This window comes from Citrobacter sp. CK188 (assembly GCF_030333525.1).
Lineage (GTDB): Bacteria > Pseudomonadota > Gammaproteobacteria > Enterobacterales > Enterobacteriaceae > Citrobacter_B > Citrobacter_B koseri.
In genome coordinates this window covers 356,209-383,088 of sequence record NZ_JAOWFU010000029.1, presented here as the reverse complement: position 1 = coordinate 383,088, position 26,880 = coordinate 356,209, and the positions used below count along the sequence as shown (strand labels likewise).

General features: G+C 45.8%; 24 protein-coding genes. 7 read left to right on the top strand and 17 right to left on the bottom strand.

The window, feature by feature from the left end:
* Position 1: 1 nt before the first annotated feature.
* The 7 genes from hisD to hisIE are packed head-to-tail and all read left to right on the top strand — an operon-like array spanning position 2 to position 6,136.
* On the top strand, positions 2 to 1,306 hold the full coding sequence (hisD, locus tag OGV67_RS07045; protein WP_115614727.1) for a histidinol dehydrogenase: 1,305 nt from the start codon (positions 2 to 4) through the stop codon (positions 1,304 to 1,306).
* A complete protein-coding gene (gene hisC, locus OGV67_RS07040) occupies positions 1,303 to 2,382 on the top strand; it encodes a histidinol-phosphate transaminase (RefSeq protein WP_200003430.1) in 1,080 nt (359 codons plus the stop codon). Before hisD ends, hisC begins: the two co-directional genes overlap by 4 nt.
* Positions 2,379 to 3,446: a bifunctional histidinol-phosphatase/imidazoleglycerol-phosphate dehydratase HisB gene (hisB, locus tag OGV67_RS07035; protein WP_115614725.1), complete on the top strand. Its 1,068-nt coding sequence runs from the start codon at positions 2,379 to 2,381 to the stop codon at positions 3,444 to 3,446. Before hisC ends, hisB begins: the two co-directional genes overlap by 4 nt.
* Complete coding sequence (hisH, locus tag OGV67_RS07030) at positions 3,446 to 4,036, top strand: imidazole glycerol phosphate synthase subunit HisH (protein WP_115614724.1); 591 nt, start codon at positions 3,446 to 3,448, stop codon at positions 4,034 to 4,036. The genes hisB and hisH overlap by 1 nt, the downstream gene beginning before the upstream one ends.
* Positions 4,036 to 4,773 carry a 1-(5-phosphoribosyl)-5-[(5-phosphoribosylamino)methylideneamino]imidazole-4-carboxamide isomerase gene (hisA, locus tag OGV67_RS07025; RefSeq protein ID WP_115614723.1) on the top strand — a complete coding sequence of 246 codons (738 nt, stop codon included), beginning with the start codon at positions 4,036 to 4,038 and terminating at the stop codon, positions 4,771 to 4,773. Before hisH ends, hisA begins: the two co-directional genes overlap by 1 nt.
* Complete coding sequence (gene hisF, locus OGV67_RS07020; protein WP_058669371.1) at positions 4,755 to 5,531, top strand: imidazole glycerol phosphate synthase subunit HisF; 777 nt, start codon at positions 4,755 to 4,757, stop codon at positions 5,529 to 5,531. Before hisA ends, hisF begins: the two co-directional genes overlap by 19 nt.
* Positions 5,525 to 6,136 (top strand): bifunctional phosphoribosyl-AMP cyclohydrolase/phosphoribosyl-ATP diphosphatase HisIE, encoded by a 612-nt coding sequence (gene hisIE / locus OGV67_RS07015; RefSeq protein WP_047462646.1) that lies wholly within the window; start codon positions 5,525 to 5,527, stop codon positions 6,134 to 6,136. The genes hisF and hisIE overlap by 7 nt, the downstream gene beginning before the upstream one ends.
* A gap of 79 nt (positions 6,137 to 6,215) precedes the next feature.
* On the opposite strand, the gene wzzB is transcribed toward hisIE, so the two are convergent.
* The 17 genes from wzzB to wcaM form a co-directional block, all read right to left on the bottom strand.
* The gene (gene wzzB / locus OGV67_RS07010; RefSeq protein WP_115614722.1) at positions 6,216 to 7,199 is read right to left on the bottom strand and encodes an LPS O-antigen chain length determinant protein WzzB; all 984 of its coding nucleotides are present in this window, start codon (positions 7,197 to 7,199) and stop codon (positions 6,216 to 6,218) included.
* Positions 7,200 to 7,345: 146 nt separating this feature from the next.
* Complete coding sequence (gene ugd / locus OGV67_RS07005) at positions 7,346 to 8,512, bottom strand: UDP-glucose 6-dehydrogenase (protein WP_115614721.1); 1,167 nt, start codon at positions 8,510 to 8,512, stop codon at positions 7,346 to 7,348.
* Positions 8,513 to 8,757: 245 nt separating this feature from the next.
* On the bottom strand, positions 8,758 to 10,164 hold the full coding sequence (gnd, locus tag OGV67_RS07000; protein WP_115614720.1) for an NADP-dependent phosphogluconate dehydrogenase: 1,407 nt from the start codon (positions 10,162 to 10,164) through the stop codon (positions 8,758 to 8,760).
* Between the two features lie 177 nt (positions 10,165 to 10,341).
* Complete coding sequence (locus OGV67_RS06995; protein WP_115614719.1) at positions 10,342 to 11,418, bottom strand: glycosyltransferase family 4 protein; 1,077 nt, start codon at positions 11,416 to 11,418, stop codon at positions 10,342 to 10,344.
* Positions 11,415 to 13,049 (bottom strand): asparagine synthase-related protein, encoded by a 1,635-nt coding sequence (locus tag OGV67_RS06990; protein WP_115614718.1) that lies wholly within the window; start codon positions 13,047 to 13,049, stop codon positions 11,415 to 11,417. Before OGV67_RS06990 ends, OGV67_RS06995 begins: the two co-directional genes overlap by 4 nt.
* The gene (locus OGV67_RS06985) at positions 13,046 to 14,101 is read right to left on the bottom strand and encodes a CapA family protein (protein WP_115614717.1); all 1,056 of its coding nucleotides are present in this window, start codon (positions 14,099 to 14,101) and stop codon (positions 13,046 to 13,048) included. The genes OGV67_RS06990 and OGV67_RS06985 overlap by 4 nt, the downstream gene beginning before the upstream one ends.
* On the bottom strand, positions 14,091 to 15,365 hold the full coding sequence (locus tag OGV67_RS06980) for an oligosaccharide flippase family protein (RefSeq protein WP_115614716.1): 1,275 nt from the start codon (positions 15,363 to 15,365) through the stop codon (positions 14,091 to 14,093). Before OGV67_RS06980 ends, OGV67_RS06985 begins: the two co-directional genes overlap by 11 nt.
* Entirely contained in the window at positions 15,355 to 16,689 is a 1,335-nt protein-coding gene (wzy, locus tag OGV67_RS06975; RefSeq protein ID WP_181899690.1) for an O-antigen polysaccharide polymerase Wzy, read from the bottom strand. The genes OGV67_RS06980 and wzy overlap by 11 nt, the downstream gene beginning before the upstream one ends.
* Positions 16,690 to 16,785: 96 nt before the next feature.
* On the bottom strand, positions 16,786 to 18,204 hold the full coding sequence (locus OGV67_RS06970) for a phosphomannomutase (protein WP_115614714.1): 1,419 nt from the start codon (positions 18,202 to 18,204) through the stop codon (positions 16,786 to 16,788).
* Positions 18,205 to 18,209: 5 nt separating this feature from the next.
* Entirely contained in the window at positions 18,210 to 18,956 is a 747-nt protein-coding gene (locus OGV67_RS06965; protein WP_286465168.1) for a glycosyltransferase family 2 protein, read from the bottom strand.
* Positions 18,956 to 20,362, bottom strand: coding sequence for a mannose-1-phosphate guanylyltransferase/mannose-6-phosphate isomerase (locus tag OGV67_RS06960; protein ID WP_115614712.1), 1,407 nt, complete (start codon positions 20,360 to 20,362; stop codon positions 18,956 to 18,958). The genes OGV67_RS06965 and OGV67_RS06960 overlap by 1 nt, the downstream gene beginning before the upstream one ends.
* Positions 20,363 to 20,367: 5 nt before the next feature.
* Positions 20,368 to 20,826, bottom strand: a complete 459-nt coding sequence (locus OGV67_RS06955; protein WP_115614711.1) for a GDP-mannose mannosyl hydrolase — start codon at positions 20,824 to 20,826, stop codon at positions 20,368 to 20,370.
* A gap of 7 nt (positions 20,827 to 20,833) precedes the next feature.
* Positions 20,834 to 21,799, bottom strand: a complete 966-nt coding sequence (gene fcl / locus OGV67_RS06950; protein ID WP_200003431.1) for a GDP-L-fucose synthase — start codon at positions 21,797 to 21,799, stop codon at positions 20,834 to 20,836.
* A gap of 4 nt (positions 21,800 to 21,803) precedes the next feature.
* Entirely contained in the window at positions 21,804 to 22,922 is a 1,119-nt protein-coding gene (gmd, locus tag OGV67_RS06945) for a GDP-mannose 4,6-dehydratase (protein ID WP_115614709.1), read from the bottom strand.
* Complete coding sequence (locus OGV67_RS06940; RefSeq protein ID WP_147294127.1) at positions 22,923 to 24,116, bottom strand: glycosyltransferase family 4 protein; 1,194 nt, start codon at positions 24,114 to 24,116, stop codon at positions 22,923 to 22,925.
* A 290-nt stretch (positions 24,117 to 24,406) separates the two neighbouring features.
* Entirely contained in the window at positions 24,407 to 25,306 is a 900-nt protein-coding gene (galF, locus tag OGV67_RS06935) for a UTP--glucose-1-phosphate uridylyltransferase GalF (protein ID WP_115614707.1), read from the bottom strand.
* Positions 25,307 to 25,471: 165 nt separating this feature from the next.
* Positions 25,472 to 26,875 carry a colanic acid biosynthesis protein WcaM gene (wcaM, locus tag OGV67_RS06930; protein ID WP_115614706.1) on the bottom strand — a complete coding sequence of 468 codons (1,404 nt, stop codon included), beginning with the start codon at positions 26,873 to 26,875 and terminating at the stop codon, positions 25,472 to 25,474.
* Positions 26,876 to 26,880 lie beyond the last annotated feature (5 nt).

Here is a 26,880-nt window from a genome sequence, read left to right as displayed (position 1 = left end):
CATGAGCTTTAATACAATCATCGACTGGAATAGCTGCAATACTGAACAGCAGCGTGCATTGCTGATGCGTCCGGCTATTTCCGCCTCCGACAGCATTACCCGTACCGTCGCAGAGATCCTGGATAATGTGAAATCACGCGGTGATGACGCCCTGCGCGAATACAGCGCGAAGTTTGATAAAACGAACGTCGCAGCGCTGAAAGTGTCCGCCGAAAAGATTGCCGCGGCCAGCGCGCGTCTGAGCGACGATCTTAAACAGGCGATGGCGGTAGCGGTAAAAAACATCGAAACCTTCCACAATGCGCAAAAACTACCGGCAGTAGATGTTGAAACCCAGCCCGGCGTTCGCTGTCAGCAGGTGACGCGCCCTGTCGCATCTGTCGGCCTGTATATCCCGGGCGGCTCTGCCCCGCTCTTCTCCACCGTATTAATGCTCGCCACGCCCGCGCGTATTGCCGGATGCAAAAAAGTGGTGCTGTGCTCGCCACCGCCTATCGCGGATGAAATCCTTTACGCTGCGCAGTTGTGCGGCGTGCAGGAAATCTTCAACGTCGGCGGTGCCCAGGCCATTGCCGCTCTGGCGTTCGGCAGCGAATCCGTGCCAAAAGTGGACAAAATTTTTGGCCCCGGCAACGCGTTTGTCACCGAGGCGAAACGCCAGGTCAGCCAGCGTCTCGACGGCGCGGCAATTGATATGCCTGCCGGCCCTTCTGAAGTACTGGTGATCGCCGACAGCGGCGCCACGCCGGATTTCGTGGCGTCTGACCTGCTCTCTCAGGCGGAACACGGCCCGGATTCTCAGGTCATCCTGCTGACCCCGGATGCCGGTATTGCACAGAACGTCGCGGAGGCCGTCGAACGCCAGTTAGCGGAGTTACCGCGTGCGGAAACGGCGCGTCAGGCATTAAGCGCCAGCCGTCTGATCGTGACGAAAGATTTAGCCCAGTGCGTCGCCATCTCGAACCAGTATGGGCCGGAACACCTGATCATTCAGACCCGTAAGGCACGCGATCTGGTGGAGGATATTACCAGCGCGGGTTCCGTTTTTCTCGGTGACTGGTCACCGGAATCCGCAGGCGACTACGCTTCCGGCACTAATCATGTGCTGCCGACCTATGGTTATACCGCCACCTGCTCCAGCCTCGGTCTGGCGGATTTCCAGAAACGCATGACCGTTCAGGAATTGTCGCAGGCGGGTTTCTCCGCACTGGCATCCACCATTGAAACGCTGGCTGCGGCAGAACGGCTGACCGCCCACAAAAATGCTGTCACCCTGCGCGTTAACGCCCTTAAGGAGCAAGCATGAGCACTGAAAATACCCGCAGCGTCACCGACTTAGCCCGGGAAAACGTTCGCAACCTGACGCCGTACCAGTCCGCTCGCCGTCTGGGCGGTAATGGCGATGTCTGGCTGAATGCCAATGAGTTCCCGACGGCAGTGGAGTTTCAGCTGACTCAGCAAACGCTCAACCGCTACCCGGAATGCCAGCCAAAAGCGGTTATTGAAAATTATGCGCAGTACGCCGGAGTGAACCCCGGGCAAGTGCTGGTCAGCCGTGGCGCAGACGAAGGTATTGAACTGCTGATTCGCGCATTCTGCGAACCGGGGAAAGATGCGATTCTCTATTGTCCGCCAACGTACGGCATGTACAGCGTCAGCGCGGAAACCATTGGCGTTGAATGCCGGACGGTTCCGACGCTGGAAAACTGGCAGTTGGATCTGCGGGGCATCGCCGATAAACTCGACGGCGTTAAAGTGGTGTTTGTATGCAGCCCCAACAACCCGACCGGGCAGCTTATCAATCCACAGGATTTACGTACTCTGCTGGAAATGACGCGCGGCAACGCCATTGTGGTGGCGGATGAAGCCTATATTGAATTCTGCCCACAGGCGACGCTGGCTGGCTGGCTCTCTGAATACCCGCATCTGGTGGTGTTACGCACGCTCTCCAAAGCCTTTGCGCTCGCCGGTCTGCGCTGCGGATTTACGCTGGCGAATGAAGAGGTCATCAACCTGCTGCTGAAAGTCATCGCCCCCTACCCGCTCTCTACACCGGTCGCCGATATTGCCGCTCAGGCGTTGACGCCGCAAGGCGTCAACGCGATGCGCGAACGGGTGGCGCAGATTCTGCTGGAACGTCAGTATCTGGTTAATGCGCTGAAAGAGATTACCTGCGTAGAACAGGTGTTCGATTCAGAAACCAATTACATTCTGGCACGTTTTACCGCGTCAAGTAGCGTGTTTAAATCTCTGTGGGATCAGGGCATTATCTTACGTGATCAGAATAAACAACCTTCTTTAAGCGGCTGTCTGCGTATCACTGTTGGAACCCGCGAAGAAAGCCAGCGCGTCATTGACGCCTTACGTGCGGAGCAAGTATGAGCCAGAAGTATCTTTTTATTGACCGTGATGGAACCCTGATTGCCGAACCGCCGAGTGATTTTCAGGTGGATCGTTTTGACAAACTCGCCTTTGAACCGGACGTGGTGCCGGTTCTGCTGAAGCTGCAAAAAGCCGGCTTTAAGCTGGTGATGATAACCAACCAGGACGGGCTGGGAACGCAGAGCTTCCCGCAGGCAGACTTCGACGGCCCGCACGACCTGATGATGCAGGTTTTCACCTCCCAGGGCGTACTGTTTGATGAAGTGCTGATCTGCCCGCACCTGCCAGTGGATGAGTGCGACTGCCGTAAGCCGAAGGTAAAGCTGGTTGAACGTTATCTGGCTGAACAGGCGATGGATAGCGCCAACAGCTACGTGATTGGCGATCGCGCTACCGACATCCAGTTGGCCGAAAACATGGGCATTAACGGGTTACGTTATAACCGTGAAACCCTGAACTGGACGATGATTGGCGAACAGCTGACAAAACGCGACCGCTATGCCCACGTTGAGCGCGATACCAAAGAAACGCAGATTGACGTCAAGGTGTGGCTGGATCGCGAAGGCGGCAGCAAGATCAATACCGGCGTGGGCTTCTTTGACCATATGCTCGATCAGATCGCCACGCATGGCGGTTTCCGTATGGAGATCGCGGTCAAGGGCGACCTCTATATTGACGATCACCACACGGTAGAAGATACCGGTCTGGCGCTGGGTGAGGCGCTAAAACTGGCGTTGGGCGATAAGCGCGGCATCAACCGCTTCGGTTTTGTACTGCCGATGGACGAATGCCTGGCGCGTTGTGCACTGGATATCTCCGGGCGCCCGCACCTGGAATATAAAGCCGAGTTTACCTATCAGCGCGTGGGCGATCTGAGCACCGAGATGGTTGAACACTTCTTCCGCTCGCTCTCCTACACCATGGGCGTGACGCTGCACCTGAAGACCAAAGGTAAAAACGATCACCACCGTGTAGAAAGCCTGTTTAAAGCGTTTGGCCGCACGTTGCGCCAGGCCATTCGGGTAGAAGGCGACACGCTGCCTTCTTCTAAAGGAGTGCTGTGATGAACGTCGTCATCCTTGATACCGGCTGCGCCAACCTGAACTCGGTGAAATCCGCCGTGGCGCGCCACGGTTATGATCCGCAGGTCAGCCGCGACCCGGAGGTCGTCTTAAAAGCTGACAAACTCTTCCTGCCCGGCGTGGGAACCGCCCAGGCGGCGATGGATCAGTTGCGCGAGCGTGAGCTTGTCGAATTGATTAAGGCTTGTACCCAGCCCGTTCTGGGAATTTGTTTAGGCATGCAGATCCTCGGGCGCCACAGTGAAGAGACAAACGGCGTCGACCTTCTGGGCATTATTGACCAGGACGTCCCGAAGATGACCGATTTTGGCCTGCCGCTCCCGCATATGGGCTGGAACCGCGTTTACCCGCAGGCGGGTAATCGTCTTTTCCAGGGCATTGAAGATGGCGCCTGGTTCTACTTTGTTCACAGCTACGCTATGCCCGTCAATCCGTGGACCATTGCTCAATGCAACTACGGCGAACCCTTCACTGCGGCAGTGCAAAAAGACAATTTCTTCGGCGTGCAGTTCCACCCGGAACGCTCCGGCACCGCTGGCGCGCAGTTGCTGAAAAACTTCCTGGAGATGTGATGATTATTCCGGCATTAGATTTGATCGATGGCACCGTAGTGCGTCTCCATCAGGGCGACTACGCCCGGCAGCGTGATTACGGTAACGATCCCCTTCCCCGTCTGCGGGATTATGCCGCCCAGGGCGCCGAAGTGCTGCATCTGGTCGATTTGACCGGGGCGAAAGATCCGGCCAGACGGCAGATCCCGCTGATTAAAACGCTGGTCGCGGGTGTGAACGTGCCCGTGCAGGTTGGCGGCGGCGTGCGTACTGAAGACGATGTTGCGGCGCTGTTGGACGCAGGCGTTGCCCGCGTGGTGGTCGGCTCCACGGCGGTCAAATCTCCCGAGGTGGTCAAAGGCTGGTTTGAGCGCTTTGGCGCTGACGCGCTGGTGCTGGCGCTGGATGTGCGTATTGATGATCGGGGCAACAAACAGGTTGCCGTCAGCGGCTGGCAGGAGAACTCCGGCGTTTCGCTGGAAGAGCTGGTCGAGACTTATCTGTCAGTTGGCCTGAAGCATGTACTGTGCACCGATATCTCCCGTGACGGCACGCTGGCGGGTTCCAACGTCTCACTGTATGACGAAGTGTGCGCGAAATATCCACAGGTCGCCTTTCAGTCTTCCGGCGGAATTGGCGGGATTGAAGACGTGGCCGCTCTGCGCGGCACGGGCGTTCGCGGCGTGATTGTCGGCCGCGCCCTACTGGAAGGTAAATTTACCGTTAAGGAGGCCATCCAATGCTGGCAAAACGTATAATCCCTTGCCTGGACGTACGCGATGGTCAGGTGGTAAAAGGCGTACAGTTCCGCAATCATGAAATCATCGGCGATATCGTCCCGCTGGCAAAACGCTATGCCGATGAAGGTGCAGACGAGCTGGTGTTCTATGATATTACCGCCTCCAGTGACGGGCGCGTGGTTGATAAGAGTTGGGTGTCGCGCGTCGCGGAAGTGATCGACATTCCATTCTGTGTCGCGGGTGGCATCAGGTCTATTGATGACGCCGCTAAAATCCTCTCTTTCGGCGCCGATAAAATTTCCATCAACTCCCCTGCGCTGGCCGATCCAACGCTGATCACCCGTCTTGCTGACCGCTTTGGCGTACAGTGCATTGTCGTGGGCATTGATACCTGGTTTGATGCCGAAACCGGCAAGTATCACGTCAACCAGTATACCGGCGATGAAAGCCGTACCCGCGTGACGCAGTGGGAAACTCTCGACTGGGTGCAGGAAGTGCAAAAACGCGGGGCCGGTGAAATCGTGCTTAACATGATGAATCAGGACGGCGTGCGTAACGGTTACGATCTGGAGCAACTGAAAAAAGTCCGTGACATCTGTCATGTACCGCTGATTGCCTCCGGCGGCGCGGGCACGATGGAGCACTTCCTTGAAGCCTTCCGCGATACCGATGTCGACGGGGCGCTTGCTGCCTCCGTCTTCCACAAACAGATTATTAATATTGGTGAATTAAAAGCGTACCTGGAAGCACAGGGCGTGGAGATCAGGATATGTTAACAGAGCAACAGCGCCGCGAACTCGACTGGGAAAAAACCGACGGATTGATGCCGGTTGTCGTGCAACATGCGGTATCCGGTGAAGTGTTGATGCTGGGTTACATGACCCCTGAAGCGCTGGATAAAACAATCGAAAGCGGCAACGTCACTTTCTTCTCACGAACCAAACAGCGTTTGTGGACCAAAGGCGAAACATCCGGCCACTTCCTGAAGGTAGTCCGCATTGCGCCGGATTGTGATAACGACACACTGCTGGTGCTGGCCAATCCAATTGGACCAACCTGCCACAAAGGCACCAGCAGCTGCTTTGGGGATGCCAGCCATCAGTGGTTATTCCTGTATCAGCTTGAGCAACTGTTAGCCGAGCGTAAAACTGCCGACCCGGCAAGCTCTTACACGGCAAAGCTTTACGCCAGCGGCACCAAGCGTATCGCGCAGAAAGTGGGTGAAGAAGGTGTTGAGACCGCGCTGGCCGCAACGGTACATGACCGTTTTGAGCTGACCAATGAAGCCTCCGACCTGATGTACCACCTGCTGGTGCTGCTACAGGACCAGGACCTCGATTTAACGACCGTCATTGAGAATTTACGTAAGCGTCATCAATAGCTTCAGATACGAAAAAACCGGGCAATGCCCGGTTTTTTGTAGGTCGGATAAGCGTAGCGCCATCCAGGATAACAATAAATTACTGCGCTTTCGGCTTATAGTTACGTAACGCATTACGTCCCAGCACCACACCCGCACCAATCATCCCGCCCAGCAATACCGCCAGAACCAGCGTAATTGCCTTTTTCGGACTGTCACGACGAATCGGTAGCGTCGGCTTCATGACGTAACGGTAGGCGTGAATGGATGCGGTTTCGATTTTCAGATTTCCGATATCCAGCAGATTTTGCTTGGTCTGATAGTAGGCCCCAGAGAAAACCAGCGGACGCGTGGCCTCGTGTTCGATCATTGATTTCAGCGCATCACTACCAAGAAGGAACATACTGTCCTGGGTGACATCCTGAGTTTGCTGAATTTGTGGCTTTATAACATTCGCCTGTTCCGCATAACGCAATGCTTCCTGAATTTGCTTGATACGCAAATCTTTTTGCTCCTGCGCGACCACTTCCTGCGTTTTTAACGAGTCCTCAAGCGTAGTTGTCTGCAACTTGATGTTATCTTTCAGATCCGCTTCCAGTTCTTTCGCAACGCTCTCATCTACCTGCTGGATATACTCTGCTAACTGGCGTTGCGCTCCTTCCGCAGACTCTCCGACGTAAGAGACGGCCAGTGGTAACTGCTGCCCTTTTACTGACTGCTCTATTGTCAGTTTTTCCGGTTTTTCCTGATTATCCAGCGTTTCTGCTAATGCCGAAAAGGACGTGCTAAATCGGCCAATAAAATTCGTCTGAACATCAGTTACCTTGGGCGCATTATCACCGTACAGCACATTCAGCGCGTTGTTGTAGGCAGCAATTTGCCCTACATCAGGCTGGGTGATGATGGCGGTAGAGGTCCATTTCTCTTTCGCTACCAGGATGTAACCAACAGCCAATAGAATTGCGACAATGACACACACAAAGATTGTCATTTTTCCGCGCCACAATTGCATCACTAAATCAATCAAATCAATCTGTTCCGGGTCATTACTGCGCCCGGTAGCATTGTTATTGTTCACTGTCATCAGTACCCTAACTAAGAAAATGCTTAAGCTGGAGACAGTGTAGTCATAAACATCGTTAATGCTATAGGATTATTGATAAAATTTACGGATTATTTCAAACACTTTGATAGCCAATCAGGGGCTATTGTAGCCCCAATAACAGAAGGTTAATCACTGCCAAAGAGATCGCGTGTATAAACTTTGTCCTGAACATCCAGCAGTTCAGACGCCATGCGGTTGGAGATAATCACGTCGGACTGCTGTTTAAACGTATTCAAATCACGTTCAAGGCGGGAATTAAAGAACGACGCTTCCTTCATAACCGGTTCGTAAATAATAACTTCCACACCTTTAGCTTTGATTCGCTTCATAATCCCCTGAATTGAAGACGCACGGAAATTATCAGAACCGCTCTTCATAATCAGACGATAGATGCCCACCACTTTGGGTTTTCTGGACAGGATGGCATCTGCAATAAAATCTTTACGCGTCCGGTTCGCATCCACGATCGCGGAGATAATATTGTTTGGCACTGACTGATAATTCGCCAGAAGTTGCTTCGTATCTTTCGGCAGACAATAACCGCCGTAACCGAATGAAGGATTGTTGTAATGATTGCCAATACGAGGATCCAGACACACACCTTCAATAATTTGTCGGGTATTCAGTCCTAAACTTTCCGCATAGCTATCAAGTTCATTAAAGTAAGCAACGCGCATCGCAAGATAAGTATTAGCAAAAAGCTTAATCGCCTCTGCTTCCGTCGAATCAGTAAACAGGGTTGGAATATCCTGTTTTATGGCGCCTTCCTGTAGCAAAGCAGCGAATCGCTCCGCACGCTCAGAGCGTTCACCAATCACAATCCGCGAAGGATGCAAATTATCATAAAGTGCTTTACCTTCGCGCAGGAACTCGGGGGAAAAAATAACGTTATCCACTCCCAGACTCTCTTTAATAGACTGGGTAAAACCTACCGGAATAGTAGATTTGATAATCATCACTGCCTGAGGATTGATTTCAGTCACATCACGGATAACGGCTTCAACACTGGAGGTATTAAAGTAGTTAGTTTTAGGATCATAATCAGTTGGTGTTGCAATGATAACGTAATCGGCATTCTTGTACGCATCATGCTTATCTGTCGTTGCACGAAAGTTGAGATCTTTTGTTTCCAGATACTCTTCAATTTCTTTATCGACAATCGGCGATTGCTTCTTGTTAAGCATATCCACTTTAGCCTGCACAATGTCCAGCGCAACCACTTCATGGTTCTGTGCAATCAGGATACCGTTCGAAAGACCTACATAACCTGTTCCTGAGATAGTTATTTTCATTAGCTCTGACTTCTTCTGGTTAAACGTTTGAGGGGTTACAGCTACCCCCTACAACCTAAACAACTGTTGGGCTTTTTACCCCTGATGTTGATAAGCTGTCAAGGAGTCCCATCGGACAGAAAACCCATATTATATCTTCATTCTCTGAGCGCCTTGTGCTTTATTCCCTGCCACATACCGTTTCACGCAATAAAAAAGCCCGGAGGAACACTCCGGGCCTTATTTTTATCGACTGCTAAATCAGATTAATCCAGCCACTCTGTGTGGAACACGCCTTCTTTATCAGTACGCTTATACGTATGCGCCCCAAAGTAGTCACGCTGCGCCTGGATCAGGTTCGCAGGAAGAACGGCTGCGCGATAGCTGTCGTAGTAGGCAACAGCGGCAGAGAACGTCGGAACCGGGATACCATTCTGCACGGCATACGCAACCACATCACGCAGCGCTTGCTGATAATCGTCCGCGATTTTCTTGAAGTACGGTGCCAGCAGCAGGTTAGCGATACCCGCATTTTCTGCATATGCGTCGGTGATTTTCTGCAAGAACTGTGCACGAATAATGCAGCCGGCACGGAAGATCTTCGCAATTTCGCCGTAGTTCAGATCCCAGTTGTATTCGTCAGAAGCGGCACGCAGCTGGGAGAACCCTTGTGCGTAAGAGACGATCTTGCCGAGGTAGAGCGCGCGACGAACTTTCTCGATAAATTCCGCTTTGTCACCCGCAAGCTGCGCTTTAGGTCCCGACAACACTTTAGACGCTGCGACACGCTGCTCTTTCAGAGAAGAGATATAACGTGCAAAAACGGATTCCGTGATCAGCGACAGCGGCTCGCCCAGATCCAGAGAACTCTGGCTGGTCCATTTACCGGTGCCTTTGTTTGCCGCTTCATCCAGAATCACATCAACCAGATATTTACCCTCTTCATCCTTTTTGGTGAAGATGTCTTTGGTGATGTCGATCAGGTAGCTGTTCAGCTCGCCTTTGTTCCACTCAGTGAAAGTCTCTGCCAGCTCTTCGTTAGACAGATTCAGGCCACCTTTCAGCAAAGAATAGGCTTCTGCGATTAGCTGCATGTCACCGTATTCGATACCGTTGTGAACCATTTTCACATAGTGACCAGCACCATCGGCACCAATATAGGTCACGCAAGGTTCGCCATCTTCTGCAACTGCGGCAATTTTAGTCAAAATCGGCGCAACCAGTTCGTAGGCTTCTTTCTGACCGCCAGGCATGATAGATGGGCCTTTCAGCGCCCCTTCTTCACCACCGGAAACACCGGTACCAATGAAGTTAAAGCCTTCAGCAGAAAGTTCGCGATTACGACGGATAGTGTCCTGGAAGAACGTGTTACCACCATCAATGATGATGTCGCCTTTATCCAGATACGGCTTCAGGGAATCGATAGCAGCATCAGTGCCCGCCCCTGCTTTCACCATTAACAGGATACGACGAGGCGTTTCAAGGGATTCAACAAACTCTTTTACCGTGTAGTAAGGCACCAGTTTTTTGCCTGGGTTCTCGGCAATCACTTCTTCGGTCTTTTCACGGGAGCGGTTGAAAACGGAGACGGTATAACCACGGCTCTCGATGTTGAGCGCCAGGTTGCGCCCCATCACTGCCATACCGACGACGCCGATCTGTTGCTTGGACATTACATACTCCTGTCAGGTGTGGTCACCGCGCGACTTGTGTGCGGTGTGAATGTGACTTAGATGTTAACTCAGGAACGGTAACGGTCAATAGTATTTATTGCGGTATAGCGCTATTCTAGAAGAATATGTTTGACAACTGATTTTTTATAAAACTGCAAGCATACAAGACCGCAAATATTATTTTTTATCAAAATTTTTCACGGTAGCCGTGAAGCGTAAAACCATATCTTCCACATTGAATGTTTTTCGCACCGTTTCGAAAGCATTATCTCTGAGAATCACCTTCTGCTCTACCGGAAGCCCGGCATAGTTATTGATCGCGTGGCAAAAAGATTCAATGTCATTTTCAGCATACCCGAAACCATTGAACCCGTTTCTGAAAGCAGCATACTCAGGCATATGCATCTCTCGTGAATTATGCACAACCGTTGGCAATCCATAATTAAACGCATGGATTAAACTCAAACCTACAGAGCCGGGGTAAACAAAAACATCAGCTTGAAGCATAACGCGTGCGATATCATCCTCACTAAACATTGCGCCATACCATATGATTCTTTGAGCAACACCTTTCGATTGCGCTAAGTGCATCAGCTCTTTTTTAAGCGTGCCATCACCTATGACTGAGAGCGTAACTTTGGGCGCTAAATGCTGCATTGCCTCAATAACGAAAGCAAGATTGGCCTTTTGGGTTATCCGGCCGACAAAAAGCAAGCGAGTATGATCGCTGAAGTGATGAACCATATTGCTGCCTGCGATCGCCTGGCGTATGACGTCTGAATCAAGACCGTTATTCAAAGCATAACAGTTTTCTCTACCCAACTGTTCTCTTTCATATTCGGTATAGACTAAAACAACATTAGCTATACGCATCATCTTAATACGTAATGAGGCGAAAAATCCATACGAGCCAGCAGACCATCCGTGTCCCCACCAGATCGTTTTGATGCCACGAATTTTACACAGCAGCAGCAGAAGCATGTAGTTCAAAATTCGAGGGTTGCCGTTGACAACAACGATATCACCCTTGTTTATCCCTCTAATCAAGGGCAACCTGCGATGCCAGAACAGTTTATTGAAAATTACCGAAAATCCTCTTCCCCATTTGACATTTGCAAAATCATCAACCGATTTCACGCCCAGAAAGTCGACTTTGTTAGAAAAAATTTCAACATCATAAATTTTTTCTAAACGGTGAAAAAACGGAATGCGATATTTAGGAATAGCCGGCTGAACGAAGATAACTTTTTTCATGCTGCGTCCCACTTATTTCTGATATATGCCAGTGGGAATAAAACCTGCAAATCTCTTAGATTTTTTAATTTGTGCGAACTCATATTGAGTTTTTTCATGATGCGATTAACACCACGAGTGGAGTTAAGATACATATTAGCTTCTTGCCAAAAAGAAAGTTCACCAACATCATCAAATAAGTGATTATAACTTACCGAATCTTTAAACAAACAACTCAGATCGGTGGAACGCATGATGACTTTAATATTAGTAAAATCACTTCTTTTATAAGCCAGTAGATCGAGGTTATTTACATAATTACTTTTTAATGGGTTCCACGTCTCTTTAATCTCCAGACCTAAATCTCTAAGTATCTCCTTTTGCCATTTACGATTACGTCTTTCGTCTTCTGGCAAAGAAAGCATTTTGACGGCTATTTCCTTATTCAGGAACGGCGTTACGGTGTTTAATCCAAAAAAACGTGGTAAGGTCATTAAATAACTTATCAAAATTATTTTCATCTGAATACGATTTAAGGCATCAAATGTTAATAACCCTTCGTTTCTGAGCTCAGTAAGATATTGGTTTTCCAGAACAGCGTCATCATCAAACTCTTTCAGTTTCCCGAAAATATCCTGAGACAGATTCAAACCATGTGAATAACCCAATTGCTGAATATCAGCTACTGATTTTATTTCTACCGGGTTATTACCAGCCCAGATGTCCGCAAATATACCGCTTAGCAACATATCATAGGCACTATCACTACATATTTTTCTATAGAAATCAATATGATACATACCATGAGCATGTTCACTTGCGCCATAGAGATCTACCCATTGCCCCATTAATCCATAGAAATTTGTTAAGGGAATCCGCTGCCAAGGCATTGAAAGTCTTTCAGCGACAATGGATGCATTCACTGACTCATAATTTTTACTGTTGCCGCTGTAGGTAAAAGCATACACGTTTTCTTTACTGACAACACCTGCCAGTAATCGTGAGTCCAGACCACCGGAAAGGGGAAGAACAATTTTCTCTCGTTTATCAATTTTGCTATCTAGATAATCTTTTATCTCAGAAATTATTTCATTAGCCGTAGACTTATTTTTGGTAAGACGGGTTATATCATCAGAAAAACGAGGGTTTTTGATTATTTCGAACCGTTCAACCCCAAGCCTGATAGTACTATTGGGTGTCAAAAATTTGATGTTTTCAAATGGCGTGCTGCCTTGAAAGCTGTAGCCGTAGCGGAAATAGGCGTTACACCCCGTTTTATCAAACGAGATTGAATCAATAACCGCATTGTAAAAAGTGGAAACTACTTTTGTTTCTTCATTATAGAACAACGGCAACGATGCCAGCCAGTCATTTTTTACTGTTATCTGATCGGCCTCAAGAGCAATACCAAGCCCGTGATCGTCTACAGAGAAGATATGTGACTCATTTACTTTACCGATAAAAATCTCTTCAGCTTTGGTATCACACTGATATTTATCGTTAACGCAAAGTTGGATAATAAAATTATTATGGCTAAATTCAATGAATTCTACAGGAAAAGCTGATTTTATATTCTCCTTAATTGTCTTTTCCCATAAAGATGATAATTTACTACTGACAGGATATATTGTTATACCTACAACTCCAATCATTTTAATTTATCCTCCAGATACTCCAGTTGCACAAATCGGTGGGTTTCAAATCTCAGGTTATGCAGATGAAAATCAAATTGCCTTTTTGAACGATTCTTAAAAAATGGCAGTCGCACCAACGGCGTTTTATATACCATCGCGCTTATAAATCTTTTATAGTCAATCTTGCAATACTTATTATATTCTTCCTCAGTAACCTTATGATATTTTGCAACTTTGTGGTTCAGTAAATCATCAAGCTCATCAGCCCTATCATAGATATCTAATGTGCTATTATCATATCGCGTATAATACACACTAGCTTCGAACCCTGCCGAGTCAAACTTAAAGGAAACGCACTGGCCTACATTACTATACTCATGACTTCCGCCGCCCTGAAAAACAAAATTCCCAAGACTATAATAGATCACGCCATCCTTATAATATTCGTATCGCTGAGGAACATGGGGATGATGGGCGACAACTGCACAAACACCAAAATCAATGAATTTTCGGTAGATTTCTGACCACGAAAGCAAAGGAGAAAGTTCATTTTCAAGGCCGGCATGCACGATCAGAATGACTTTAAAGCCATTATTTAACGCTTTCGCCAATTGATTGTAGAGCGAAGTATCTAAAACTGAAGTAAACCCGGGTTTATCATTAACGCTCACGCCATATTCTGATTCTGCAACGTTGAATATGGCTACTTTGATAGTTCCATCATCAGAAATGATTTTCTGATAGTCTTTGCCATACTCACCATGGATCACAAAACCATGGTCTTTAAGAATCTCACTGCTATTTTCAGCTGCCCGAATGCCATAATCGTAATAATGGTTGTTAGCGATACAAACATCTGTAATCGACATTCTTTTTAATTTTTCGACAACCGCGAGATCGTGTTTTAAAACTGCCCCAACTTTTTCTCTGGGCTGCTCATTATTATCAACAACAGGAGCCTCGAAGTTAACGATATTTCTGTCAGCGGCTTTTAATAATTTTTCCACTGAGTCAGTTAAAACAATGTCTTGTGATTTAAAATACACATCACCAAAAATATTAACTATCATTATTCTTACACCTTTGATAAACCGAATGCAGTAGAGAAAAACCACAGGTAATAATACTTTTAAGCATTAACAGGGAAATATCCCGCACGCGAGGTATAAATAACGGAATAAGTAAAGTAGTCGAGAATTGACTTATCACAGTCGCAATTGCCGCACCTTTAGTACCCATAAGAGGTATGAGCGCTAGATTCAATAAAGCATTTAGCGCAACCCCAGAAAAGACGAAGAAGGGAATATATCTCTGCAGATTCTCCAAAACCAGTACCTTGGCCCGGCCAATCCCGATAAAGACGGGAATAACCTGGAGCATCAAAATGATAAATAGAGGAATTGATTGTTGATATTCGGCACCAAAGAAATATTTTATAACCAGCGTACCTCCAATGCTTGCTGGTATCAGGACAACCATAGATGCCAAAAATAGGCCATCGAAAAATTTTCGGTAGTTTATTTTATTTTGATTTCTGACCAGCCATGGATACACCGAGTTAGCAATGACGATAGGCAAAAAGTTTGCTGCTTCAGCAAATCTTACAGCCAAGCTATACTGCCCCACAGCACCCTTACCGAGGAAATAGTCGATAAAATAAACATCCATCCTCATATAGATTATTATTGCAAAGGAAGAAAGCATGAATGGGAAGCTAGTGGTGAATAACTCGCGTATTTTCTTAACATCAAAAATAGCTCTTGCTAATGAATATGCCTGTCGTCTGCCGCGATGCATATTTAGATAGCACCACGAGCCATATATAATCGGCTCTAACACGAACACAAAATACACCCAACGGCTATGATCGGAGAAGTAAACAAAAAACAGGAAAATTATCGTTATTGCGTAAGAACAGATCCTTCCCCAGAATATCACTTCACCACGCATATGGGATATTAGGTAATATTCATAGGTATTCAACACATTTAAAATACAAACGATACAAAAAATTATGTAGAATGTTTTATTATTTATTACAAAGTGACCACAAATTAGCAAAAAAATAGCTACTGCCAAGCGTACCGATATACCAGCAAACAACCATTCATACTGTTGCTCGCTTTCAACATTTTCTGTTATTTTCTTAACCAGAGTATGTTCGAAACCGAAAGTACCGACCCCTAAAGCTATCGTAATGGTAGTAGCTAATAACGAAAACTCACCAAAGCCTATGTTTCCTAAAACTTTAGCAGCAATATATGTCATTAAGAAAATATACACAATCCTGAATATTTTATCAGAGAACTGATAAATAAAATTCTTAATTGCCAAAGTTAATCCGCCTAATCAGAGTCGAAACGAAAGAAAGAATAAGAAGCATCATTAAAAAATATACAGCAAGGGGGACGACAGAAAATAATCCGGATCGATACAGGAAACCTAACGGTAAGATAATCGTCGTAGCCAATCCATACTTGATACTGTTACTTGAAGAGAAGCCATCCAAGTTACGCAGCACAATACCAAATATTATTGCAAAGAGAGCGAGCAGAATAATACTCCCCTGCGCATATATGGAAAAGTCCAGTACGACAGTCCACCCCAGACCAACCCCTTTCCAGTACAATTCTGGATTCAGATAAAAACCAAGGTAATTTGCGAGGTTAGCATCATAGGGATTGAAGTCGATGAAGAATGAAGCTAACCGTGATGCCATGGGAATGAAATTTTGAACTAACGCTACACCAGGCCAGTCTGAAATATACGAACCAAACGGCAGAACAATAAATGTTGTCCCCATATCATAGAGAATTTTCGCCAGCATATTATATTGCGAACTTGTCGTTCTCATCATTGCGCTCATATACTGCACGCTCGCCAGTATAATTAAAGCAGCAATCCCCAGCTTAACAATATTGATATTTTTCTTGTACAGCCAGAGCCATAATATTATGTATGTCATCATTGGGCCACGCGCCCCCATGAACAAAAGCGCAAAGCTATAGCAAAATAAGACAATCATCAGGATATTTAAAGGCCTCCGGCAATTCTCTTTAGCAACCAAACCAATCGTAACCAGTAGCAGCGTAATGAAAATGCTGGAAGAATCATTGGCATTTTCTTTCTTTACAATATATAACGCTGCGTATCCGTACTGGCTAACGGTGGCATAAAGGTCTTTCAGAACAAGAAAAATGCCAATAACAGTTATTACGATAATCAAATATGAGAAATAGCTGATAATATCTTTGTTAATTTCAAGTTTGAACAGTGCATTTCCCACTCTAAATGGCGGTATCAAATAGCCTAAAAATACCATATCGAAAAACAGCATATAGACTGAAAGGTACTTAATTACTTCTTCACTACTCAGATTTATGTTATAGAAAAAATCTATTGACTCAATTTTAAGTCCGGGATCGAGATAATGGCCAATAAATCGGCCAAGAATAAATAAACCAAACGGTGCCTGAAAAACCAGTAGTGTAGTGATTTCTTTTTTGTCATAAGAGCTTAGAAAAACAAGAATAATATATGATATCAGGCAGAAAATATAATAACCATCATCCAGCACGACAAAGGACTGAGGAAATAAATAAGCTAATAAATTAACAGAAATCGTGAATAATAAAAAAATAAAATAGAATTTTTTCATAGAACCCATGCTATTTTGATTAGCTTATCATATTTCAATAAAAAGAGAAGGCAGTCATGGCCATCTAATATCGCAAATCACGTCTATCAACAGCGACTACTTAGACGTCTCAATATTACTTATTGTAATATTTACGTACTGCTTCGCCTTCATTTCGCTAGTAGACTCAGCATAACAGCGGAGTTCAGGGGCATTTCCTGATGCTCTTAGATGTAAGATATCATCATTGTTTAATGTCAAGCGTATGCCATCCAACAGATTGATATCCTTAACTGATAAAGAAGCGAAACCACTATCTGATATAAACCCATCGGGATCAGTCTTAATTTTATCAAAAAGCGCCACGTTTTTTTCTGCAGGAAAGTTCTGTATTCTGTCGGACCATGTAAAGCGTGCGGGCAAACTTTTGACAATGTCAGATATTTTTTCTTTTTTAGCTCTAACCAGCAACATCAAAGCAGGTAAAACTGCGTCTCTGGTAGGCAAAGCTCTTAAAACTGAGCTGTTCACATTGATATCAGAAGCCAAAAGGAAACCGCCATTGGCCTCAAAACCGGCAACAGACTGATAATCCTTTAAGTCAGCAAAAGCTGAAATAACATACGGAGATCCAATCCGTGTACGTTCTACTTTCCTGAACTGAGAAGTTAATTCAATAGCCGTATTGCAACTAAGCGGAACAGCTAAAGCCTGAATATTCAGTTGAAGTGAAGCCAAAAGGCCAAGGATATCACCTCTTAGCCATTCACCATTTTCATCGGAGATAAGGGGACGATCACCATCTCCATCAGTAGAAAAAATAGCATCAAGCTGATACTCGTGCACCCATTTTTGCGCCAGCGCCCGATCTTTATCACTGACGGCCTCGGTATCAATAGGCACAAACTCATCGCTACGCCCTAATGAGATAATTTCTGCACCTAATTGCTTGAAAATAAGTGGATAAATATCTCTGCCCGCGCTCGAATGCTCGTAGATACCAATCATCTTGCCCGCCAAAAGACTGCTGTCAAACAGTGAAGTATATCGTTTCACATATAAATCGGCAGCATCTTTCTGCTCAATCAGATTTGGCAACCACTGCGATTCAGGAAAATGGTATACTTCGGATAAAATTGCGGATTCATCGCTTTTGGAAATTTCGCCATCCGGTCTGTAAAACTTGAGACCGTTCCTGTCAAAAGGAATATGACTGCCTGTAACCATTATGCCAGGAATAGCGTTTATTGCAGTATAATAGGCAAGCGCAGGTGTCGGTATTGTTCCCTGGAATTCCACTTCATGTCCCTGTCCGATAATAGCCGCAGCACAAGCTTGGGCAATCAGGTAGCTACTTGGACGATTATCAATGGCTAACGCTACTTTTTTAACATCATATCGCTTAGTTAATATTTGCAAAAAAGCGTGAACAAATGCGGCACACAGATCAGGCGTAAAATCAACTACCAGGCCTCTGGCACCACTTGTACCAAAGGTAACCCCACTGTTTTTGATAACTTCTTGTGTATTGAGCATAAGATTTACTTCTTGATAAACTGCGGAAGTTTCGAAAGATTTTTAAATGCGAGCGCAAGCGGCCATACAATACCGTTACTCTTCATAATCTTTATATCTTCCTTTGATTTACAAAACATAGTACTTAACGAACGGTTGCTTATTCCACCTACGCGCATTTTGACCAGTATTTTTGGCAGATATGAAACAGTAACACGCTTGGTATAGATATAACGTAATAAAGAATCGTAATCAGCAGATATGCGATAACTTAACGAAAAACCTCCATGCTCTTGATAACATGAACGTTTCATATAAAAAGACGGATGTGGCAGCATCCAACCCAGCTTCATTTTGTTACGGCTGAATATTCCACTTTTCCACAGGCGAATTCGCTTGCCGGTGTCTTCCTGACCGACGTATTCAAGATCACCATATACTGCATCACTACCACTCGACTTAAAGGCATTTACGATATTTTCGATTACATTATCATAGGCGAGCATATCATCGGAGTGTAAAAAACCAATAATATCACCCGCTGCGGCATTGATACCCTTATTTAGAGCATCATAGATACCTTTGTCCGACTCGCTGATAATTTTACTTACCCTACTACATTTCTCACGGACAAGATCTAAAGTGTTATCTTTTGAAGCACCATCAACAATAATGTACTCAATATTTTGATATGTCTGATTTTCTAATGAAAATAATGTATCAGCGAGAGTTTTCTCACTATTATAAGTGGCTGTGATAATTGATACTCGCATTAATAACCAACTCCTGAGGAAGATACTCGCACGACATCATCCTCTTCAAGATAAACTCCGGAACGTACTTCAATTATTTCCAATGGAATCTTGCCAGGATTTTCGATTGCATGTGGGGTGCCAACGGGAATGTAAGTGGATTCGTTTTCTGAAACCAAGTATGTTTTTTCTTCGAGATGAACTTTAGCTGTTCCAGATACGACTACCCAATGCTCTGTTCTGTGATAATGAATCTGTTTAGCTGTAATCTGTCCAGGCAATACGATGACATGTTTAACCTGATAACGCTGACCTTCGGCTATAGTATCATGGCTGCCCCAGGGGCGGAAAATTTCCCGATGCTGTAAATATTCTGACCGGTTAGTTTCTTTGAGCCGGGAAACAATTTTTTTGACCTGCTGCACTTTATCTTTATGAGCAACCAGAATCGCATCTTTTGTTTCAACAACAACCATATCCTCAACACCCACCACGCCGATCAGGCGATGTTGAGAATAGAGATAGCTATTAGATGAGTCTTCGACAATGATGTCACCGCGGATTGTGTTTCCGTACTCGTCTTTCTGGCTGATATCCCACAGGGCAGACCAGGAGCCGACGTCGCTCCATTTAGCATCCAGCGGAACAACGATCGCTTCTGACGTTTTTTCCATCACCGCATAGTCTATCGATTCTTCAGGACAGCTTTTAAATGAAGCGTTATCAAGCCGAATAAAATCAAGATCCTGTGTCGCCGAAGCTAAAGACTGTTTACAAGAAGCCAGAATATCCGGGCGAAACTTTTGCAGCTCATTTATAAAGACTGAAGCTTTAAACATGAACATTCCACTATTCCAGAGATATCCTCCGTCAGTGAAGTAGCGGTTAGCCACTTCCGCATTGGGTTTTTCAACAAAGGCAGCAACCTGATACCCTTCGCCTTTTAGTTTATCGCCCGTTTTAATATAGCCATATCCCGTTTCGGCAGAGGTGGGCACAACACCAAATGTCACAAGCTTGCCTTCACTGGCAAATTGCTGTGCGGCCTCAAGACTTCGAATAAAGCTCTCTTCATCACGAATTTCATGATCCGCTGCAAGCACCAGGAGGGTTGGATCTTCATCTTTTGAAAGCGCTTGTAAAGCGGCCAGCGCAACTGCTGGGGCAGTGTTACGACCATCTGGTTCCAGCATGATCCCGCTGTGTGACAACCCCTCTTTGCGTAATTGCTCCGCTACGATGAACCGATGAGATTCATTACAAATGATCAACGCAGGTGTATGTTCAACATTATCAAGACGACGCAACGTCTCTTGTAACATTGTCAGGCAGCCATTTAGTGAGAGGAATTGTTTTGGATAAAGCGTACGTGACAGCGGCCATAGCCGAGTCCCGGAGCCACCGGCCATGATGACTGGAAGTAACATATCTTTTACCTTGGCAGGAAATAATTCTTAGTATACTGATGGACATCGTTACTGGCGAAGAGCTCTTCAGGCTCGAACCATTTAAAAACTCTGTGTTGTGAATCAGGGAATTGATGCTGTTCGTCAACTTCGATATTTAGCTGGTAACCATGAACCACGTAGTGGGTCGAAAAATCAGTTCCCGTGATATTATCATTATAAAAATGCTCAAATACCCCAAGAAATAAACCCTGTTCTAATGAAACATCAAGATTAAGCTCCTCCGCGGTTAACCTAGAAAAAGCGTTCCTGAAAGTCTCATCTTTATATATACGCCCACCGGGAACAAACCAAAAGTCTTTAGCAGGTCGATTCTGGCGCTGGCCCAAAAGCACCTGTCCCTGCTTATTGATAATTACGAGATCGACAGAGATCAGGGGGGTGTTTTCAATAATGGTTTTAAATAACGCCAACTCCAGTTTCATCTTAAACTCACCCCCTAGTCGTATTCAGATTAGACAAATACCAGTTATAAGTAAGCTGCAGACCATCCTGCAGATTATACCGATACTGCCAGCCTAAGTTCCTGAGGCGGTTAACGTCCATTAATTTTCTGGGTGTTCCATCCGGCTTTGATGCGTCAAAAACGATTTTTCCCGTATATCCGACTACGGTCGCCATCGTTTCAGCCATTTCACGGATAGTACAGTCTTCACCAGTGCCGACGTTAATATGCGAAACCATGGATTGAGTATTTTCCTGATAGATTTTCTCATCCAGTTCCATTACGTGAACAGAAGCTTCAGCCATATCATCTACATATAAAAACTCGCGCTTCGGCGTTCCCGTGCCCCAGACAACCACCTCAGACTGATTTTCAACCCTAGCTTCATGGAAGCGCCTCATCAGCGCTGGGATAACATGTGAATTCTCAGGATGAAAATTATCATTAATACCATACAGATTCGTCGGCATCACGCTGCGATAGTCACGTCCATACTGGCGATTATAGGATTCGCATAGCTTGATACCGGCGATTTTGGCGATGGCATACGGCTCATTGGTAGGCTCCAGCGTGCCGGTAAGCAGCGCTGTTTCCTTCATCGGTTGTTCCGCCAGCTTCGGATAGATGCAACTGGATCCGAGGAAAAGAAGCTTTTGGATCCCAGACTCATGAGCAGAATGGATAATATTGCATTCGATCATAAGATTCTGGTAGATAAATTCAGCGGGATAGGTGTTATTGGCATGTATGCCTCCCACCTTAGCAGCCGCCAGATAAACCTGATCGATTTGTTCTGCAGCAAAAAATTTCTTAACCTCTTCCTGAGAGGTTAAATCAAGTTCAGCATGAGCTCTGACGACCAGTTCAACGTCATCTCGCCCTTCCAGAACGCGGCAAATTGCCGATCCCACCATACCGCGATGTCCGGCAACATAAACTCTTTTTTTAGACATTAGGTTAACGCTCCATTGAGACAGAAACATCGTACCCATGCGTTTTGAGCAATGCATGCTGCTTCGCTTTTGATAAATCATTCGCAATCATTTCAGCGCACATCTCTTCGACGGTAATTTCAGGAACCCAACCTAATACTCGTTTCGCCTTCTCCGGTTCTCCGAGCAGCGTTTCAACTTCTGCCGGACGGAAATAGCGCGGATCGACCCGAACGATCACATCGCCGACATTAACTCCGGTCGCACAATCGTTAAGCTTCTTCACGACAGTGCCAATTTCATCCACGCCAGTGCCTGTAAACTCGATTTCGAGCCCGACCTCTTTTGCAGACATCCTCACAAAGTCACGTACTGATATTTGTTTGCCTGTGGCAATGACAAAATCTTCCGGCTTTTCCTGCTGCAGCATCATCCACTGCATGCGGACATAATCTTTAGCGTGTCCCCAATCGCGCAGTGAATCCATATTTCCTAAATATAGACAGTTTTCAATTCCCTGAGAGATGTTTGCAATTGCGCGTGTGATTTTACGCGTGACAAACGTTTCTCCGCGACGGGGAGACTCATGGTTAAACAGGATACCATTACAGGCATACATGCCATAGGATTCACGATAATTTACCGTAATCCAGTACGCATAAAGCTTAGCGACCGCATAAGGAGAACGCGGATAGAAAGGCGTAGACTCGCGCTGAGGAATTTCCTGCACTAAGCCATACAATTCCGAGGTGGAAGCTTGGTAAAATCTGGTTTTTTTATCCAGCCCTGAGATACGAATAGCTTCCAGCAGGCGTAACGTGCCGAGCGCATCAACATCCGCTGTATACTCCGGCGATTCAAATGACACAGCAACGTGAGACTGCGCACCTAAATTATAGACCTCATCAGGTTTGATTTTCTGAATTAAGCGAACCAAGTTTGAGGTATCAGTTAAATCCCCATAATGTAAAATAAATTTAGGGTTTTCTGCGTGCTGATCTTGGTATAGGTGGTCAACTCGCTCAGTGTTGAATGAGGAAGAACGACGTTTAATCCCATGAACTTCGTAACCTTTTTCCAACAAGAACTCAGCCAGATATGAACCATCCTGTCCGGTCACGCCTGTAATCAATGCTGTTTTCATTTATTCCTCGGTAATAATATCTGTTATTCTTTGAATGTAGTTCTCAGGAGAATAAAATGTTCTAGCTAACTTCATGTTGCTTTCAGAAACATCAATGAAGCGCGTTTTATTTTCATGAATAAGGTTAATAGCATCAGACAGAGCTTGTTGGCTCTCTTTTTCCACAATTATTCCATGCTCATTATTTACAAAGTCTTTCAGGTAATTATGGTTGGTAGTGATAATTGCGCAGCCATAATACATCGCTTCGATGATAGAAATGGGCTGAGCTTCAGAGCGGTAAAAAGTGGGTAATACAAAAATATCAGTATTCAAAAGAAGATCGTTTTTTTGCTTCCCTTTTACAACGCCCACATACTTAATGTAATTAACCGTTGAGATCTCTGCATCAATCAGACTGCTTAATTCATTCTCGGAATAATATTCATCAGAACATATCGCTCCGGCAAGAATGAGCTTCACGGGGACACCGGCCTCGTGCGCCTGCTTTACAGCTCTGATCAGATGCAATACACCTTTCGAGTACATTAAGTTTGACAGATAAACGAATTGAATCTCATTTTTCTGAAGAATGTTTTTATTACCGAATTCAGTCAGACCAGAGTAACAATTCGAGACAACCAGCAAGCGCATTTTTTCATATGCTTTATATTGCTCTTTCATTGCCTCTGTCAGCACGATTGAAATATCGATTTTATTATATACAAAGTCAATAATTGACTGAATAAATCGAGGCTGTTTATTTCTGAAATAGAGAAAATCAGAACCATGTAAATGGTTAACTATTTTTGCTCTAAATAACCAACCAACCAAAATAAAAAATGAATCGCGAAAAAATCCTAAATAAGTTCGACTTGTTGTGATATACACAACTTTAACGCTTAGCAGATACATTAAATTCAATGCGACAAACATAAACATAGACAGAAAGTAATGTAAAAAAACCTTGCATTTACTTCCGGAGAAATCAAGATAATCAACGAGGGATTTCTTACCCTTATAATTTTTATAGATGAGATTAAAAGCTACGGATTGACCTGTTATTTTACCTGAAGAAGGCCCAACAAAAAACACAAACATATTTATCTCATAGCATATAAATTGACCAGAATTATTGTAGTGGTGGGCCAAGCTATCGCCCCTTGAAGCGCTTTTACCTCTTAATGAACAGAGATGCCCATATTTTTCAGGCACGCTACCGCCCCTGGCTTTACAGCTACCAGTCCACTACGCGTTTAGCAAAGATATTACGAGCCCATTCTGCTTAAGCAGAATGCTCCCAAATTCAAACGCTAATTGTCTTACCAAACGCAGTGAGAAACAAGGGAAAATGCATCAAAATCATAACTTAAATTTGGTAGTTAACTCATTATTATTTAATAACTTACATAAACAAAAACGACAGCAACATTCTGATTTTCCCTCAGGTTTTCAGAACGTTTACTGCCGTTATGATTAGTCCTCTCACCACCGCAGGCGATGAATTAGTACTGCTCGTTAAGCAACGCCTCAATTCCCTTCCGAAACTTCGCCCCTTCCTTCAGGTTGCGCAGCCCGTACTTAACGAACGCTTGCATATAGCCCATTTTCTTACCGCAGTCGTAGCTGTCGCCTGTCATCAGCATGGCGTCAACAGACTGTTTTTTCGCCAGTTCTGCAATTGCATCCGTCAACTGGATGCGGCCCCAAGCGCCGGGTTCTGTTCTTTCCAGTTCTGCCCAGATATCTGCCGACAACACATAGCGACCTACCGCCATCAGATCTGAGTCCAGTGTCTGCGGTTGATCCGGCTTTTCAATAAACTCAACAATACGGCTGACTTTTCCCTCATTATCCAGAGGTTCTTTGGTCTGGATAACGGAATACTCTGAAAGGTCGCCTTTCATGCGTTTTGCCAGCACCTGGCTGCGTCCCGTTTCGTTGAAACGCGCTACCATTGCCGCAAGATTATAGCGAAGCGGATCGGCCGTCGCGTCATCAATGATGATATCAGGCAGCACCACCACAAACGGGTTGTCGCCAATCACAGGACGTGCGCATAAAATGGAATGCCCCAGACCCAGCGGTTGAGCCTGGCGAACGTTCATAATCGTCACGCCTGGTGGGCAAATGGACTGCACTTCCGCCAGCAACTGACGTTTCACGCGTTGCTCCAGAAGTGACTCTAATTCGTAGGAGGTGTCGAAGTGGTTCTCTACCGCATTTTTGGAAGCGTGAGTAACCAGAACGATTTCTTTGATCCCAGCAGCAACAATTTCGTCAACAATGTACTGTACCATCGGTTTGTCAACAATCGGCAGCATCTCTTTGGGGATTGCCTTGGTGGCAGGCAACATGTGCATACCCAGACCAGCTACCGGAATAACTGCTTTCAAATTAATCATTATTTCATCCACCTATAAAATGGTTGCTGAATTATAGCTCTTTAGCATGTTTTAGCCAGCATGAATTACATTATGGCGTTGGATGTGATGGTACGCCGCTTATCCGCAGATTGCAGTAGCCATAATCTTAAGTATGAGTAACTTTCGCCAGGAATGGTCGCAAAACTACCTCCCCCGCTCCGGCAACCTGAAATTGACCGCTTCCACATTCACCACCTTGTGGTTAATCCTGTCGATATCGACCGAGCTCTGCCCCTTCTCATTGACTGCATGAACGTTCGCCAGCGACAGCAAAGTGTCCTGTTTCGCCATAAACTTGCCGCGTATATCTTTACGCAGATCAAAGTGCATCTTCAGCGCGGGCCCTGTCGCAGACTCCTGCATTACCTTGATATTACGCAGGAAAAGATGCTGCGGCTGGTTGTGTAGTTCAAGCGTAGCGCGCTTCATATCCAGATTGGTGATCGCCACAAAGGAGGTCGCATTCCCTGAAGAGATCTGAATGCCGCGCAGTTTATAGGCCAGGCGAGTGTTATCAAGATGAATATCATTTAATTTGAAGTTTTGCGGAATGGATAAATATTTGCCTTTGACGACGCCATAGCCAATAAGCATCCCCGCACAATTCACCATATCGATATTATCAATCACGAAATTATCACACCCATAAATTGCTACCGTCGCATTATCAATGCCCGCTTTCTTACTGAAATCAGGCGTGATATTCCGCGCTTTTACATTACGAATGATAAAGTGTTTTCCGTTCTCCACATGAACCAGTTGTCGGCAATCCGATCCGGTAATATTGGCCACGACAAAGTTCTTTACGGTTTGTTCTTCCGGGTAGGCATTATCGTAGGTGCTGCCCGCCAGTCCGATGCCAATCCCCCAATTGATTTTCCCGTTGGTGCAATCGATGCGTTCTATAACATGGTCAGAGATCAGAATGTTACGATCGTTAATCGCCACGTTCCATTCGATAGCATCCCCTTGCAGATCGCTGAATCGACTGTTGGTGATGCGCGCACCGTCCACCTGATTGTGGAATCCCTGGCGCAGAATGGCGTAATTTGCATGGCTGACCGTAATATCATCAATGGTGAGATTACGCATCACTCGCGGCTTTTTGCCGCCAATGTAGATCTGGGTAACGGGGCCGAACCCGCTCATGGCAATCCCCCTGATGGTGCAATCTGAACCGCGCACATCCAGGGTGATGTTGTGCAGGCTGCCGCCCTGCTCTCCTGTTACCTGGCAGCCATCCTGCAACACGAACCGACCGCGACCATTGCCGCTTAAGCGCCCGCGCACATGCAGCATTTTTCCTGCCGGAATAAAGATGCCGGTATTGACGTTCTCGCAGACCAGCCCCGCAGGAACAACAACCGTCTGCGCTTCGCTAAACGCCTGTTTAAACGAGGCTATCCAGTCTCGGGGGTTATAATCCTGAATATTGACGGTTTGCCGGGGTTCAAGCGCGCGGGCAAAGGGGGAATGGAGGACAGGAAGCGCGGCAAGCACAGAGCCTGCCGTCAGGAAGGTGCGACGGGAGAGTTTATTCTCTGGCATACAAC